The 14,766-nt window shown below is 62.8% G+C and carries 14 protein-coding genes; 2 read left to right on the top strand and 12 right to left on the bottom strand.

The features are described 5' to 3' along the window. Window positions 1–7 precede the first annotated feature (7 nt). The 8 genes from IZV00_RS06855 to gpmA all read right to left on the bottom strand — a co-directional run bounded on the left by IZV00_RS06855 (window position 8) and on the right by gpmA (window position 7,966). Window positions 8–421: a DUF3035 domain-containing protein gene (locus IZV00_RS06855; RefSeq protein WP_196226372.1), complete on the bottom strand. Its 414-nt coding sequence runs from the start codon at window positions 419–421 to the stop codon at window positions 8–10. Next, window positions 421–933 carry a signal peptidase II gene (gene lspA / locus IZV00_RS06860; protein ID WP_196226373.1) on the bottom strand — a complete coding sequence of 171 codons (513 nt, stop codon included), beginning with the start codon at window positions 931–933 and terminating at the stop codon, window positions 421–423. The genes IZV00_RS06855 and lspA overlap by 1 nt, the downstream gene beginning before the upstream one ends. Window positions 934–1,075: 142 nt before the next feature. Further along, window positions 1,076–4,036 (bottom strand): isoleucine--tRNA ligase, encoded by a 2,961-nt coding sequence (locus IZV00_RS06865; RefSeq protein WP_196226374.1) that lies wholly within the window; start codon window positions 4,034–4,036, stop codon window positions 1,076–1,078. 116 nt (window positions 4,037–4,152) lie between these two features. After that, window positions 4,153–5,094 carry a bifunctional riboflavin kinase/FAD synthetase gene (locus IZV00_RS06870; RefSeq protein WP_196226375.1) on the bottom strand — a complete coding sequence of 314 codons (942 nt, stop codon included), beginning with the start codon at window positions 5,092–5,094 and terminating at the stop codon, window positions 4,153–4,155. Window positions 5,095–5,137: 43 nt separating this feature from the next. Then, window positions 5,138–5,638 carry a dihydrofolate reductase gene (locus tag IZV00_RS06875; protein WP_196226376.1) on the bottom strand — a complete coding sequence of 167 codons (501 nt, stop codon included), beginning with the start codon at window positions 5,636–5,638 and terminating at the stop codon, window positions 5,138–5,140. Next, a complete protein-coding gene (locus tag IZV00_RS06880; protein WP_196226377.1) occupies window positions 5,635–6,705 on the bottom strand; it encodes a 5-(carboxyamino)imidazole ribonucleotide synthase in 1,071 nt (356 codons plus the stop codon). Before IZV00_RS06880 ends, IZV00_RS06875 begins: the two co-directional genes overlap by 4 nt. A 1-nt stretch (window position 6,706) precedes the next feature. Further along, complete coding sequence (gene purE, locus IZV00_RS06885; protein WP_196226378.1) at window positions 6,707–7,198, bottom strand: 5-(carboxyamino)imidazole ribonucleotide mutase; 492 nt, start codon at window positions 7,196–7,198, stop codon at window positions 6,707–6,709. Between the two features lie 81 nt (window positions 7,199–7,279). Next, the gene (gene gpmA / locus IZV00_RS06890; protein ID WP_196226379.1) at window positions 7,280–7,966 is read right to left on the bottom strand and encodes a 2,3-diphosphoglycerate-dependent phosphoglycerate mutase; all 687 of its coding nucleotides are present in this window, start codon (window positions 7,964–7,966) and stop codon (window positions 7,280–7,282) included. Between the two features lie 153 nt (window positions 7,967–8,119). On the opposite strand from gpmA, the gene sppA reads away from it, so the two are divergent. Then, window positions 8,120–10,003 carry a signal peptide peptidase SppA gene (sppA, locus tag IZV00_RS06895; protein ID WP_196226380.1) on the top strand — a complete coding sequence of 628 codons (1,884 nt, stop codon included), beginning with the start codon at window positions 8,120–8,122 and terminating at the stop codon, window positions 10,001–10,003. 63 nt (window positions 10,004–10,066) lie between these two features. On the opposite strand, the gene IZV00_RS06900 is transcribed toward sppA, so the two are convergent. The 4 genes from IZV00_RS06900 to IZV00_RS06915 all read right to left on the bottom strand — a co-directional run bounded on the left by IZV00_RS06900 (window position 10,067) and on the right by IZV00_RS06915 (window position 13,893). Then, the gene (locus tag IZV00_RS06900) at window positions 10,067–10,705 is read right to left on the bottom strand and encodes a trimeric intracellular cation channel family protein (RefSeq protein WP_196226381.1); all 639 of its coding nucleotides are present in this window, start codon (window positions 10,703–10,705) and stop codon (window positions 10,067–10,069) included. Between the two features lie 68 nt (window positions 10,706–10,773). Then, window positions 10,774–11,319 (bottom strand): glutathione peroxidase, encoded by a 546-nt coding sequence (locus IZV00_RS06905; protein ID WP_196226545.1) that lies wholly within the window; start codon window positions 11,317–11,319, stop codon window positions 10,774–10,776. A 40-nt stretch (window positions 11,320–11,359) separates the two neighbouring features. After that, on the bottom strand, window positions 11,360–12,085 hold the full coding sequence (locus tag IZV00_RS06910) for a VIT1/CCC1 transporter family protein (RefSeq protein ID WP_196226546.1): 726 nt from the start codon (window positions 12,083–12,085) through the stop codon (window positions 11,360–11,362). Window positions 12,086–12,111: 26 nt separating this feature from the next. Next, window positions 12,112–13,893, bottom strand: a complete 1,782-nt coding sequence (locus tag IZV00_RS06915; protein ID WP_196226382.1) for an ABC-F family ATP-binding cassette domain-containing protein — start codon at window positions 13,891–13,893, stop codon at window positions 12,112–12,114. Between the two features lie 141 nt (window positions 13,894–14,034). Between IZV00_RS06915 and IZV00_RS06920 the strand changes: the two genes are divergently transcribed. After that, the gene (locus IZV00_RS06920) at window positions 14,035–14,766 is read left to right on the top strand and encodes an SIMPL domain-containing protein (RefSeq protein WP_196226383.1); all 732 of its coding nucleotides are present in this window, start codon (window positions 14,035–14,037) and stop codon (window positions 14,764–14,766) included.

Here is a 14,766-nt window from a genome sequence, read left to right on the forward strand (position 1 = left end):
TACTGCCTTACTGCTGCGGGATCGCGGCGCGGGCGTCCTGCCCGTCACCTTCCGGCGCGGCGATGATTTCGCGGGTCGCGGCGCCCTTGTCGACGACTTCCGTGCCCGGATCGCCAACGGAGGAGCGGATGCCTGCCGCCGCATTGGCACGACCTGCTTCGCTCAACGCCGCGCTTTCAGCCGCGCTGCGCTGGGCAGGACCGCCGAACATGGTTTCCATGGCAGCACGACTCGAATCAACCGACGCGGCGGCGGGCGTGCCCGGCGCGGGCGGGACCAGCGCATAATCGGGCGGGATCACCAGCGGCGCCTGACGCGAGACGGCGAACTCATCGGGGCGCGCCCGGTTAAACAGGCCGCCGCCGCCACCGCAGGCGGACAGCATGGAAATCAGGCCAGCGGCGAGGATCAGTTTACGCATCAGTTCAGTGACTCCGTCTTTGCGCTCTTCTCGCGCAGCAGCAACGCCCGTGCAAGCAGGATCAGCACCCCGATCGTGATCGCGGCGTCGGCTAGGTTGAATATGAGAAAGGGGCGCCATTCGCCAAAGTGCAGATCGGCATAATCCACGACATAGCCAAGGCGAACACGGTCAACGATATTTCCAATGGCGCCGCCGAGGACCAATCCTAGGGCCGCAACATCCTGCCGCGCCTTTTCCCGCCACATCCACACGCCGACAAAACCAGCGATAAGCATCGTCATGCCAACCAGAATCCAGCGCATCATGTTCGTGTCGGCATGGAAAAAGCCCATCGAAACACCGCGATTTTCCAGCCAGCGCAGGCGGAAGATCGGCAGAATCTCGATCCCTTCATCCATCCGGCTCTTGAGCGCGAGCGGATAGGTGACGGTGTATTTGATGAGCTGGTCCAGCGCGAGCGTGACGATCGCGACGATCAGGCCGAGCGGACGGTGATTGACAGTTGCCATCAGTGGCGCACCACATGCTTTTTTGGTGATGAAGGTGACACGAACATATCCCTGAAAAGCGCCATCATAATATTGTTCATCTGCCGCCGGGCGGTAGGCCGTGGGCTATAGCCGAAGCCTGCGCCTGTAGGACAGCAGCATTTCAACCTGCCAGCACTTCGTCGCAGCGGTTGCAGAGCGTGCCGTCCTCCTCGACTTCGGGCAGCAGACGCCAGCAGCGACCGCATTTGTGCCACTCGCTCGGCTTGACCACGATGCCCTCGCCGACGCCCGTTTCGATGCGGGCGACAATGGCGATTTCGGCGAAGTTCACACCGTCACTGGGAACCTGCATTCCCATGGCGACATCGGCTTCAAGGCTGGACCGGATGACCTTTTCGCGGCGGAGGGGTTCGATGGCTTCGTTGACCTGGTCACGCTGGCTGCGGATTTCGGTCCACTTCTCGTCCAGGCCCTGGTTGAGCCAAGTCGGGTCTACTTCCGGCCATTCAAGGAAATGCACGCTTTCCTCGTGGTTTGGATAGCGACTTTGCCAAACTTCCTCAGCGGTGAAGGGGATGATCGGCGCGGCGTAACGGACAAGCGCGTGGAAGAGCGTGTCGAGCACGGTGCGGTAGGCACGGCGTTTTGGATCGCTCTTCGCGTCGCAGTAGAGGCAGTCCTTGCGGATGTCGAAGAAGAAGGCGGACAGGTCGCTATTGGCGAAGTCGAACAGCGCGCGGGTGTAGCGACTGAACTCCAGCCAGTTTTCGCTTCCCGCAGCCTTTTCGACCACGCCCTTAAGCTCTGCATCGAGAGCCGCGAGGCGGTGGAGCATGTAGCGCTCCAACTCCGGCATTTCGGTGACGGGCAGCTTTTCATCTTCCGAGAAATCCGAAAGAGCACCTAGCAAGTAACGGAAAGTATTGCGAAGTTTGCGATAGGCATCAGACGATCCGGCCAACACTTCCTTGCCGATGCGGACATCATCGAAATAATCGGTGCTAGCGACCCAGACGCGCAGGATGTCGGAACCGGACTCCCCGATGACCTTCAGCGGATCGACCACGTTGCCGAGACTTTTCGACATTTTGCGCCCCTGCCCGTCCAGCGCGAAGCCGTGGGTGAGGACGGCGTCATAAGGCGCGCGGCCACGGGTGCCGCTGCTTTCTAGCAGGGAGGACTGGAACCAGCCGCGATGCTGGTCGGAGCCTTCGAGATAAAGATCAGCGCGGACGCCTTCGCCATAGCGGCTTTCGACCACGAAGCTGTGGGTCGAGCCGCTGTCGAACCAGACGTCGAGAATGTCGTTCACGACCTCATAGTCGTTGAGGTTGTAGTCGAGGCCAAGCAGCGCCTGATGGTCGGCGCCGAACCAGGCATCCGCGCCGCCAGCTTTGAAGGCTTCGACAATGCGCTGATTGACAGCTTTATCAACGAGATATTCGCCGGTCTTGCGGTGAACATAGAGGGCGATGGGCACGCCCCATGCGCGCTGGCGGCTGATGACCCAGTCGGGGCGGCCTTCGACCATCGAGCGGATGCGATTGATCGAGCGCTCGGGAACCCAACGGGTGTTTTCGATCGCGTCGAGCGCCGTCCCGCGTAGGGTCGCGCCATTGCCTTGGCGGGCGAGGATAGCTTCTTCCTCGGCACAGCGTGGGATGATGCCATCGCTCATCGCGCGGTCCATCGGGATGAACCATTGCGGGGTGCAGCGGAAGATAATCTTTGCCTTGGAACGCCAGCTATGGGGATAGCTGTGCTTGAAGTCATCGGACGCAGCGAGCAGCCCGCCCGCCTCGCGCAGGTCGGTGCAGATCGGGCCGTCCTTGCTGACGAACTTGGGGTTGATGACGGAGCCTTGGCCGCCGAGCCAGAGCCAGTCCTCGCGATATTTGCCGTCATTCTCGACGGCGAAGACCGGATTGATACCATTGGCCTTGCAGAGCGCGAAGTCGTCCTCGCCATGGTCGGGCGCCATGTGGACGAGGCCGGTGCCCGTGTCGGTAGTGACGAAATCGCCCGCTAGGAACGGGCGCGGCTTGGCGAAGAAGCCGCCGAGGGCGTGCATCGGGTGCAACGCTTTTGCCCCGTCGAGTTGATAGCCTTTAAAGCGTTCCGGGCCGTTCTCAAAAACCGGCTTCGCCTTGTTCTCGTCCTCGAAAACGGCGACAGAAATTGCTCGATAAGCGGCTGCAACGCGGTTGAAGAAGTGCCCCATAAGATCGGTAGCGACGAGATAGCGAGTGCCGCGCAAAAGCTTCAATGAAGGATGGAGCGACACATCAAATGGGTCAGGGCCGCCACCAGCAAACCCCATTCCTCGAAGTATAATTTCGACATACTCAACATCCGGCCCATAAGCCAAAGCCTGATTGACCGGAATCGTCCAGGGCGTCGTCGTCCAGATCACCGCATGCGCACCGACCAGTTCAGGCGCGTTCGGCGCTTCGATGATCTCGAACGCCACGTCGATCTGGGTCGAGACGATGTCCTCATACTCAACCTCCGCCTCGGCCAGCGCGGTCTTTTCGACCGGGGACCACATGACGGGCTTGGCACCGCGATAAAGCTGACCGCTCTCCGCGAACTTCAGCAGTTCAGACACGATGGTAGCTTCGGCGTCGAACTTCATGGTGAGATAGGGATCGTCCCAATCACCCATCACGCCAAGGCGCTTGAACTGCTCCTTCTGCACGCCGACCCATTTGTCCGCATAGGCGCGGCACTGGGCACGGAATTCTTGGGGCGGAACCTCGTCCTTGTTCTGCTTCTTCTTGCGATATTCCTCCTCGATCTTCCATTCGATCGGAAGGCCGTGGCAGTCCCAGCCGGGGACGTAAGGCGCATCCTTGCCGAGCAGCGATTGGCTGCGGACGATGATGTCCTTCAGCACCTTGTTCATCGCATGGCCCATATGAATGTCGCCATTGGCGTAGGGCGGGCCGTCATGAAGGATGAAGCGTTCGCGGCCTTTCCGCCGTTCGCGCAGCTTGCCGTAAAGGTCCATTTCCTCCCAGCGCGCGAGGATCGCCGGTTCCTTTTGCGCAAGGCCCGCCTTCATTGGGAAGTCGGTTACGGGGAGGAAGACGGTGCTTTTATAGTCGGGCTGGTCGGTCATGTGGGGCTATCTACAGACTTCCGTTCGTTTCGAGCGCAGTCGAGAAACGCGGCGCTGCACTATCTGCTTTTCGACTTCGCTCGAAGCGAACGGGGTTGGAAATGAATGGGCGGGCATTAGGCGAGGTGCGGCGTTCTCGCAAGGATTTGCCGCGCGGCGTCGCAGTCTCGGGCGATCTGGGCCGTGAGGGCTTCGAGGCCTTCATATTTCGCCTCTGGCCGGAGAAATTCTATCAACTGCACCTCGATGCACTGATCATACAGGCTTTCGGCGAAATCGAAGAAGTGCGGCTCCAGCAATTCCTTTGGCGGGTCAAAGCTGGGCCGGATACCGAGATTGGCTGCGCCGTCGAGAATCCGGCCATCGGGCAGCAGGCCGCGCACCGCATAGATGCCGTAGACCGGGCGGATGTAATGGCCAAGATCGACATTGGCGGTGGGGAAGCCGATCGTGCGGCCGACCTTGTCGCCATGCTGAACCATCCCTTGCACCGCGAAGGGGCGTGTCAGCAGGCGCGTAGCCGTGGCGCAGTCTCCGGCTTTCAGCGCGGCACGGATTCGGCTGGAGGAGACCACCTCCCCGCCTTCGTCGGTGATCGGCGCGACGGCTTCGGCGCTCATGCCCCGCGCGGCGCCGAGGGTGGCCAGCGTTTCGACGGTGCCGGTGCGGCCTTGGCCGAAGGTGAAATCCTGACCCGTGACGACGCCCGCGACGCCCATGCCGTCCACCAGCAGATCGACGAAATCTTCCGGGCTCAAGGCGGCCAGTTGGCGGGTAAAGGCGAATACGAGCATCGCGTCGGCACCGGCGGCGGCGAACAGGCGCTGCCGCTGATCCAGGCTGGTGAGGCGGAACCAAGGATTTTCAGGGCGAAACAGGCGCATGGGATGCGGGTCGAACGTCGCGACGATGACGGGACGGCCCTCCGCGCGGGCACGGTCCACCGCGCGGCCGACGACAGCCTGATGACCGAGGTGAAATCCGTCAAAATTGCCCAGCGCCATGATGCTCCCGCGCAAATGGGCAGGGATCGGGACGCCGCTTTCCAGCCGCTCCATGGCGCTGGCTATAGGGAGATGGCCGCGCGCTGGCAATGCGACATCATGGCGCAGCGCGGCGGCGGAAAGTGACGAAGCTGTAGGCGGGATAGGCGCCCTCCGCCGGATGATCGGCGCGGCCTGCTTCCTCCCACTGCGTAGCGTCGGGATAAGGGATCACGGCGTCGCCGGGGACGTCGATATGGACTTCCGTCAATTCGATGCGGTCGGCATGGGGCAGATAGAGCTGGTAGACCTCTGCCCCGCCGATCACCATGGCGGCGGGACCGCCTGCGAGGTTGAGCGAGGACGTGACGTCATGAGCGACCTCTGCCCCCTCCCCGCTCCAGCCGGTATCGCGGGTGAGCACGATATGGCGGCGGCCGGGCAGCAGGCCGGGCAGGCTGTCGAACGTCTTGCGGCCCATGATCATCGGATGACCAAGGGTCAGTGCCTTGAAATGCTTGAGGTCGGCGGGCAACCGCCAAGGCAGCCCCCCATCCTTGCCGATCACGCCATTATCGGCACGGGCGAGGACAAGGACGACTTCCTGTTTTTGGGTCACAGGGTGAGCCGGGTAACGTGACCCATCTTGCGGCCGGGGCGGGCTTCATGCTTGCCATAGAGATGCAGGTGGGCGGTGGGATCGGACAGGATCGCCGCCCAAGCGTCGGCTTCTTCGCCGATGAGGTTGTGCATCTGCACTCGCCGTGCCGCCAGTCTGGTGTCGCCCAGCGGCAGGCCGCAAATGGCGCGGACATGGTTTTCGAACTGGCTGGTGACCGCGCCTTCGATCGTCCAGTGGCCGCTATTATGGACGCGGGGGGCCATCTCATTGAAGACGGGGCCGTCGGCGCTGGCGAAGAATTCAAGCGTCAGGACGCCGACATAGCCGAGCGCTTGCGCCACTTGCGCAGCCAGGGCGCGCGCAGCCTCCACCTGCGCTTCTATGCGGGGGCCTGCTGGGGCGGTGGAGGTGGAGAGGATGCCGTCGACATGAACGTTGGCGGGCGAATCCCAGAAGCGGACTTCGCCGTCCGCGCCGCGCACGAGGATGACGGAAAACTCCTCCTCAAAGGTCACGAATCCTTCCAGGATGGCGCTTTGCTGGCCGATGGCGTCCCAGGCGGCGGAAGCGTCCGCCGGATCATTGATGCGTGCCTGCCCCTTGCCGTCATAGCCCATGCGGTTGGTCTTCAGGATCGCACGGCTGCCGATCTCGGCGATGGCCCGATGGAGGTCATCAAGGCTTTCGACCGAAGCGAAGGGCGCGGTGAGACCGCCGAGACCGCGCACGAAATTCTTCTCGGCAAGGCGGTCCTGCGCCACGCGGAGCGCCTGTGCGCCGGGACGGACGAGGCCGTGCGTGGAGAGGACCTCGACGGCAGAAGGGTCGATATTCTCGAACTCGTAGGTGACGACATCAACGCTGTCGGCAAAGGCGGCCAGTGCGGCGGCATCCTCATAGGCGCCGCGAGTCCAGCAGCGGGACACGTCAGCGGCGGGGCCGCTTTCTTCCGGCGCATAGATATGCGTGCGGTAGCCAAGCTGCGCGGCGGCGATCGCGATCATGCGGCCGAGCTGACCGCCGCCAAGAATGCCGATGGTGGAACCGGGCCCGATGGTCGTCATCTTATTCTGGCGTCTCCGCGACATCGTCGGTCTGCTTTTCACGCCACATGTCGAGCCGTTCGGCCAGCGCATCGTCAGTGGTGGCGAGGATCGACGCTGCCAGCAGCGCCGCATTGATCGCGCCGGGCTTGCCGATGGCAAGGGTGCCGACGGGGATGCCGCCGGGCATCTGGACGATGGAAAGCAGGGAATCCATGCCCTTCAGAGCCTTTGACTCGACGGGCACGCCTAGGACTGGCAGGCGTGTCATCGACGCGGTCATGCCGGGAAGATGAGCCGCGCCCCCTGCCCCGGCGATGATCACCTTCAGACCACGGGAAACCGCGCCGGTCGCATAGTCATAGAGGCGCTGCGGCGTGCGGTGAGCAGACACGACCTTGCATTCGTGCGGGACGCCGAGAGCGCTCAGCGTCTCAGCCGCGTGGCGCATGGTTTCCCAATCGGATCGCGATCCCATGATAATGCCGACGGCAGCGGCGCTTTCTCCGGTCATTTCGCCTGATTTCCCCTGATGGCGCGGAAAGCAAAGCCCCTTAGCCGGACGACCGGCAAGGGGCAATGCGGATTTGCGCGCTTAACGCTCCGACAGGTAATAGCGGTCCTTTTCCGTAAAATCATCGGCGAGGTCATAGACGATCGGCTGGCCGGTCGGGATTTCCAGTTCCGTGATCTCATCGTCCGGAATGCCCGAGAGATGCTTCACCAGCGCGCGCAGTGAGTTGCCGTGAGCGGAGATGAGGACGCGCTTGCCCGCCTTCAGCTCCGGCACGATGCGGTTTTCCCAATAGGGCAGCACGCGGGCGATGGTGTCCTTCAGGGACTCCGTCGAAGGGATGGCGATGCCGTCGTAGCGGCGGTCCTTCGACAGGTCGAACTCACCGCCCGGCTCCAGCACCGGCGGCGGAATGTCGAAGCTGCGGCGCCAGACCTTCACCTGCGCGTCACCATGCTTGGCCGCCGTCTCCGCCTTGTTGAGGCCAGTGAGCCCGCCATAATGGCGTTCATTAAGGCGCCAGTCTTTTTCGACCGGCAGCCAGAGACGGCCCATTTCCTCGAGCGCTAGGTTCAGCGTCTTGATTGCGCGGGTCTGGACTGAGGTGAAGCAACGGTCGAAGTCTAGGCCCTTGGCCGACATCAATTGCCCAGCAGCCCGCGCTTCCTCCACGCCCTTTTCCGTCAGGTCCACGTCCCACCAGCCAGTGAAGCGATTTTCCAGATTCCAGGCCGATTGGCCATGACGGATGAGAACGAGTGTGGGCATGAAACGCTTCTCCTGCACATAAGCGCGAATGTTGGCGCCTCCCATAACGCCGGAAATGACGGGCGCAAGCTTGTGCGCCGGGCGGAGCGTCCCACATTGCAGTCGGCCGGACGATCGGATAGCTCGGACAGCTAAGCATAAGGAAGCGGCAATTTGGCATTTGTGAAGGGCGTTTGGCGCATATTGGTCGCGGTCAAGGACGGGCTGGTTCTGCTGTTCCTGCTCGGCTTTTTCGGCATGCTTTACGCGGCGCTGTCATGGTCGCCCAAGCCCGCGCGCAGCGTGAGCAGTGGCGCGCTGCTGCTGAAGCTCGACGGCACTATTGTTGAGCAACCGGCAGAGGTGGACCCCTTTTCGTTGCTGACATCGTCCGGGCCGCAGACGAAGGAATATCGCCTTTCGGAGATCGTGGACGCACTGGAAGCGGCCAAGACAGATGGCAAGGTCAAGGCGGTTGTGCTGAACCTCGACGGGTTTCTGGGCGGCGGTCAGGTGGCGCTTTCCCGCGTGGGCAAGGCGCTGGACGCCGTCCGTGCAGCGAAGAAGCCGGTCTTCGCCTTTGCCACCATCTATAGTGACGACAGCTATCAGCTCGCCGCCCATGCCAGCGAGACATGGGTCGATCCCCTTGGCGGTGTAGCCATCCTTGGGCGCGGCGGATCAGGCCTTTATTACAAGGGGTTGATCGATAAGCTCGGCGTCAACACGCATGTCTATCGCGTCGGCACCTACAAGAGCTTCGTCGAACCCTTTATCCGCACGGATCAATCGCCCGAAGCGCGCCAGGCCAATCAGGCGCTGGCCGATGCCTTGTGGCAGGATTGGCAAGAGGAAGTTGGCAAGGCACGGCCGCGCGCGAAGCTGGCGGCCTATGTCGCGAACCCGGCGGGTGCGGCGGAAGCAGCGCGGGGTAATCTGGCCAAGGCGGCGCAGAGTGCCGGGCTGGTCGATCGACTGGGCGACGAAGCAGCCTTCGGCAAACGCGTCGCGGAGGTGGCGGGCGAATCTTCTGACGATCGCGTGGGTGATTTTGCCAGCATCGACCTCAGAAGCTATGCGAAGGCCCACCGCGCGCCCAATGACGGCCAGATCGGCGTGATCACTGTGGCGGGCGACATCGTCGATGGAGATGGTGGGCCGGGCAGCGCAGCCGGTGATACGATTTCGGCTCTTCTCTACAAAGCGCTGTCGGAAAAGGACCTGAAGGCGCTGGTCGTCAGGGTCGATTCCCCGGGCGGTTCGGTCATGGCGTCGGAAAAGATTCGGCAGGCCATCATGGAAGCCAAGCGCGAAGGCCTGCCGATCGTCGTGTCGATGGGCAATGTCGCGGCGAGTGGCGGCTATTGGATTTCGACGCCCGCCGACCTGATCTTTGCCGAACCGGACACGATCACTGGCTCCATCGGGGTGTTCGGGATATTGCCGAGTTTTGAAGGAACGTTGGCGAAGCTCGGCATCACGACCGACGGTGTGCGGACCACGCCACTGTCAGGGCAACCCGACATTGCCGGGGGCACTACGCCTGAATTCGATCGCATCATGCAGATGGGGATCGAGGACATTTACGGCCGTTTCGTGGGGCTGGTCGCGCAAGCGCGGCGCAAGTCGCCTCAGCAGATCGACGCTATTGCTCAAGGGCGCGTGTGGGACGGCGGCACGGCGCGGCAGATCGGCTTGGTCGACCGCTTTGGCGGGCTGGAGGAAGCGGTCGCCGAAGCTGCGAAGCTCGCCAAACTCGATCCTGCCAAGGCTAAGGTTTATCGTATCGAGAAGGAGCCCGACAAGTTCGCCGAGCTCATCAAATCGATGTCAGAGCGTGATGATGAGGATGTGGATGCTCCCCGCGACATGTTGAGCAGGCAGGCGATGATCCAGCGACGTTGGGCGATGCAGGCTGTCGCGGATATGCGTGGACTGATCAGTGGCGCGGGTGTGCGGGCGGATTGCCTGGAATGCCGTGGCTATGGCGCGCCGCGACAGGTGAGTGCCGCCGATGAGCGGGGGCTGATGGGGGTGATTGCCAGCCTTTGGCGGTGATGTTGCGCATTTTCGCCTCCACCTCCCCATCTGCGATGGGGAGGATTTATGCCTTCTGAACTGTTAACGGTCGGCTTTGTAGGTGGGCAGGCCAATGCTTCGCCAGATCGCGAAGGCGCGCAGAAGGAAACCTAGCAGCGCCGCGACGACGCCCGCTACCGGCACGTCCAGCCCCCACCAGCGCAGCATGACGAACAAGCCGGAAGCGAGGGCCGCTGCGGTCACATAAAGTTCGGGGCGCAACAATATGGACGGCTCATGGGCGAGGAGATCGCGCAGGATGCCGCCGACGCAGCCGGTGACCACGCCCATCAGAGCGGCAACGAAGGGCGGAATGCCGTAGCTCATCGCCTTGGCGGCTCCGAACACGGCAAAGGAGGCGAGGCCGATGGCGTCGAGCCAATCGAGCGCGCGATCGCTCCACAAGCGGCGCGGCGTGAACCAGATCAGGAGCGCCGCGACCATGCATGTGATTGCCGGAATGGGATCATGCACCCAGAAAACCGGTGCGCCGATCAACAGGTCGCGAAGGGTGCCGCCCCCTACCCCGGTCACCAGCGCGAAAAACGCAAAGGTAACCAGTGTCTGTCCCAGCCGGGCCGCCGCCAGCGCCCCAGACGCCGCAAACACGAAAATCCCGACGATGCTGAGCGTTTCCAGCACCGGGCCGATCTGTTGAAAGGCGATGGCGGGCGAAAGCATGAGGCGACCAGCAACGGCGAGACATCCGGGTCGGCGCCATGAACAGCGCCGCCCCCGATGTCCGTCCCTTATTTCGCCAGTTCAGCCTCAATCGCCGACACCAGCGCCGGATCATCAGGCGTGGTGCCCGGTGCGAAGCGCGCGGCGACCGAGCCGTCTTTGGCAATCAGGAACTTTTCGAAGTTCCACAGCACTTCGGGCTCTTCGGTCGGCGTCATGCCATAGCCGCGAAGCTTTTCGCGAAATTCATCGCCCTCGCCCGCAGCCTTGGGCTGTTCGCTGGTCAGGGCGGCGTAGAGCGGATGCTTCTCCGGGCCGGTCACGACGATCTTTTCGAACATCGGGAAATCAACACCGAAATTGGTGGTGCAAAATTCCGCGATCTCGTCATTGCTGCCCGGTTCCTGACCAGCAAAGTCATTGGCGGGGAAGCCGGCGACCACCAGCCCCTTGTCCTTATAATCGCGGTAGAGCTTTTCCAACCCTTCATACTGGGGGGTCAGGCCGCATTTGGAGGCGACGTTGACCGCCAGCACCACTTTCCCCGCATAATCGGCGAGGCTGGCATCGGTGCCCTTGATCGTCTTGAGCGGAATTTGCTGGATCGCAGTCATCATCTTCTCCTTGGGAATCCGGATGGCGCGGACCTTGCCATCATATCGCCGCGCCGAAAAGCCTGCCTGCACCCGCCGTGATCGCCATTGCGAGCACGCCCCAGAACAGCACTCGACCGACCGACCGCCAGAGCTTGCCTCCCCCCAGCCGCGCGCCCGCATAGCCCAGCAGGGCAAGACAGATTAGCGAGGTCATAACGACGCTCGCCAGCGCATGGGGCGCCGGGCTGACCGCCGCCGCGATGACCGGAGCGATCGCACCGACGGAAAAGGTGGCTGCCGAAGTCAGTGCCGCCTGAACTGGCCGCGCCGTGCTGATATCCGAAATGCCGAGTTCGTCGCGGGCGTGGGCGGCAAGCGCGTCGGCATCCATCAATTGTCGCGCGACTTCCCCAGCCAGTTCGGGGGTAAGGCCACGCTCGATATAGATGCCGCGCAGCTCCTGCCATTCCACATCCGGCTGCTGCGCAATCGCATGTTTTTCCTTGGCGAGATCGGCCCGTTCCGTGTCCGATTGCGCGCTGACCGACACATATTCTCCCGCCGCCATCGACATGGCGCCAGCAATTAGCGCAGCTATGCCGGACAACAGAATGGTTTCGCGCGACGCACCCGACGCGGCGATACCCGCAAGCAGGCTGGCGGTCGATACAATGCCGTCATTCGCGCCCAATACCGCCGCGCGCAGCCAGCCGACGCGGTTCACGTAATGAAGGGCATGATGCGAGCGCGCCTCGTCAAGAGCGCCTGAAGCTGATCCGTCCATCGCCGCCATTCCCTTTCCCCCTTCGTTCAGCCGCTAAGCCCCTCGGCCTTTTCCGCTAGTTCCAGCCAGCGTTCCTCGGCCGAATCCTTGTCTGCGCGCGCCTGCTCGATCGCCTTTGTCAGCGCCGCGAACCGGTTGGGATCGCGAGTGTAGAGCGAGGGGTCGGCCAGCGCCTCCTCATCGCGAACAATGTCCTGTTCCAGCTTTTCGATGGTTTTGGGCAGCAAGTCGAGATCCCGCTGGTCCTTGTAGCTAAGCTTGGTCGATGCCGATTTTGGCGGGGGCGGAGCGGCGGCAGCCTTTTTCTCCGTCCGGGGCACGTTCTTCGGCTGTCGCTTGGCGACCCAGTCGGCATAGCCGCCGACGATCACATCAACCTGTCCCGAACCGTCCAGACCAAGCGTCACCGTCACCGTGCGATCCAGAAAGTCGCGATCATGGCTGACAATCAGCACCGTGCCGTCATAATCGGCGATCACTTCCTGCAACAGGTCAAGCGTTTCAAGGTCGAGGTCGTTGGTCGGCTCGTCGAGCACCAGCAGATTCGATTCGCGGGCAAACTCACGAGCAAAGAGCAGGCGTGAACGCTCACCCCCGGACAGCGTGCCCACGCGCGCCTCGGCCAGCGAGGGGTCGAAGAGAAATTCCTTGAGATAACCGTGAACATGCTTGCGGACCCCGCGCACATCGATCCAGTCGCCGCCCTCTGCCAGCACGTCGCGAACGCGCTTGTCGGGCTGCATCAGGCTGCGCTGCTGATCGATGAAGATCATGTCGAGCGACTTGGCCTGTTTGACGACGCCGCTATCAGGCGCGAGTTCGCCGGTCAGGAGCTTCAGGAGCGTCGTCTTGCCAGCGCCGTTGCCACCGACGATGCCGATGCGGTCACCGCGCTGGATGCGCAGGGAGAAATCCTTGATGACGGTGCGGTCACCGAAATTCTTGGTCACATGTTCGGCGGTGATGACGCTCTTGGTCTTGCTGTCGTCGGCTGCGACGGCGATCTTCGCGACGCCTTGGGGACCGACCATCGCCGCGCGTTGGGCGCGCATTTCCCAAAGCTTCGCGAGACGCCCCTGATTACGCTTGCGGCGCGCGGTGACTCCGCGTTCCAGCCAGTGCGCCTCGATCTTTAGCTTCGCATCGAGCTTTTCGGCGGCGCGGGCTTCCTCCGCGTAGACGGCCTCCATCCAATCCTCAAAACCCCCAAAGCCGATCTCGTTGCGGCGGATGGAGCCGCGATCCAGCCATAGAGTCTGGCGCGTCAGACGGGTGAGGAAGGCGCGGTCGTGGCTGATGACGATGAAGGCGCCCGAATAACGGGCAAGCCATCCCTCCAGCCAATCGATGGCATCGATGTCGAGATGATTGGTCGGCTCGTCCAGCAGCAACAGATCGGGCTCGCTCGCCAACGCGCGGGCAATGGCTGCGCGGCGGCGCTCGCCTCCGCTGGCGGTCGCGGCCTCGCGCGACAGGTCGATGCCGAGCTGGCTGGCGATCGCCTCCACCTCATGCGCGGGGGGTGCATATTCGCCCGCCAGCGCGAAATCGTGCAGGGTGGCGAAGCTGCTGACGTCCGGGTCCTGCTCCAGCATGATAACGCGCGCGCCCGGACGAACCGATCGCGTGCCTTCGTCAGGCTCGATCTGCGCCGCGATCAGCTTCAGCAGCGTGGTCTTGCCCGCGCCGTTGCGACCGATCAGTGCCAGACGGTCACGATCGCCGACAAAAATGTCGAGATGACGGAAAAGCCAATGGCTTCCTTGGCTGAGACCAAGATTTTCGAAGGAGAATATAGGTGCGGCCATGGCCGTGCAGCTAGGACTTCCAGCGCGCCGGGGCAAGAGCGGGTGGAACCGGATGCTGTCTGACGGCTTTCAACGCCTGTCAGCGTCCATTCATCGCAGCCGTTACAAACGGGCTGCATAGCTTTTCAAGGAGATACGCTCATGAAGTCAGCCCTGGCCCTGATGGCGGCCGCCGCTGCTGTATCGATTCCCGCCATGGCGGTCGCGCAGACCAACGTGACCATCGCCGAGACCGCTCCTGTCGTGACGCTCAATGTTACCGAGACGGTCGAGGCGGCGCCGGATCAGGTCGTGGTCGGCACGGGCGTTCAAACACGCGCGCCCACAGCCGCACAGGCTATGCGCGACAATGCGGTGAAGATGGACCGGCTGATCGCCACTCTTGCCAAAGCCGGGATTCCAAAGAAGGACATTCAGACGAGCGGCATCAATCTCAGCGCCCAATATGACTATAGCAATCAGAATGGTCAGCCTGCCGGACCTCGTTTCATTGGTTATGAAGCGTCGAACCAGCTGACGATCAAGCTGCGGGACATCAAGAAGACGGGGCAACTGCTCGACACGTTGGTTGAGGCGGGCGCGACCAATGTGAATGGTCCGTCCTTCTCCATTGAGGACCCCACCCCGATGCTGGCCCAGGCGCGCGGCGCTGCGTTGAAGAGCGCCAAGGCGCAGGCGGATTTCTATTCGCAGGCCGCGGGCTATCGTACCGCGCGGCTCATCTCCATCGCCGAGAGCAATAGCGGCGGCCGTCCGCCGATGCCGATGATGACGGCCCGCTTCAAGGCCGACGCGGCGGAGGCGACGCCGGTGGAACCGGGTCAGGTCGGATCGTCGGTGACGCTGACCGTCCAATATGCGCTGGAGCGCTGA

Source organism: Sphingobium sp. Cam5-1 (assembly GCF_015693305.1).
GTDB lineage: Bacteria > Pseudomonadota > Alphaproteobacteria > Sphingomonadales > Sphingomonadaceae > Sphingobium.

What these genes read in the sequence shown, in the direction of transcription:
- IZV00_RS06855 (WP_196226372.1), bottom strand. Translation starts at nt 421, where the DNA reads ATGCGTAAACTGATCCTCGCCGCTGGCCTGATTTCCATGCTGTCCGCC.
- lspA (WP_196226373.1), bottom strand. Translation starts at nt 933, where the DNA reads ATGGCAACTGTCAATCACCGTCCGCTCGGCCTGATCGTCGCGATCGTC.
- IZV00_RS06865 (WP_196226374.1), bottom strand. Translation starts at nt 4,036, where the DNA reads ATGACCGACCAGCCCGACTATAAAAGCACCGTCTTCCTCCCCGTAACC.
- IZV00_RS06870 (WP_196226375.1), bottom strand. Translation starts at nt 5,094, where the DNA reads ATGGAGCGGCTGGAAAGCGGCGTCCCGATCCCTGCCCATTTGCGCGGG.
- IZV00_RS06880 (WP_196226377.1), bottom strand. Translation starts at nt 6,705, where the DNA reads ATGACGACCATCGGGCCCGGTTCCACCATCGGCATTCTTGGCGGCGGT.
- purE (WP_196226378.1), bottom strand. Translation starts at nt 7,198, where the DNA reads ATGACCGGAGAAAGCGCCGCTGCCGTCGGCATTATCATGGGATCGCGA.
- gpmA (WP_196226379.1), bottom strand. Translation starts at nt 7,966, where the DNA reads ATGCCCACACTCGTTCTCATCCGTCATGGCCAATCGGCCTGGAATCTG.
- IZV00_RS06900 (WP_196226381.1), bottom strand. Translation starts at nt 10,705, where the DNA reads ATGCTTTCGCCCGCCATCGCCTTTCAACAGATCGGCCCGGTGCTGGAA.
- IZV00_RS06905 (WP_196226545.1), bottom strand. Translation starts at nt 11,319, where the DNA reads ATGACTGCGATCCAGCAAATTCCGCTCAAGACGATCAAGGGCACCGAT.
- IZV00_RS06910 (WP_196226546.1), bottom strand. Translation starts at nt 12,085, where the DNA reads ATGGACGGATCAGCTTCAGGCGCTCTTGACGAGGCGCGCTCGCATCAT.
- IZV00_RS06915 (WP_196226382.1), bottom strand. Translation starts at nt 13,893, where the DNA reads ATGGCCGCACCTATATTCTCCTTCGAAAATCTTGGTCTCAGCCAAGGA.
- IZV00_RS06920 (WP_196226383.1), top strand. Translation starts at nt 14,035, where the DNA reads ATGAAGTCAGCCCTGGCCCTGATGGCGGCCGCCGCTGCTGTATCGATT.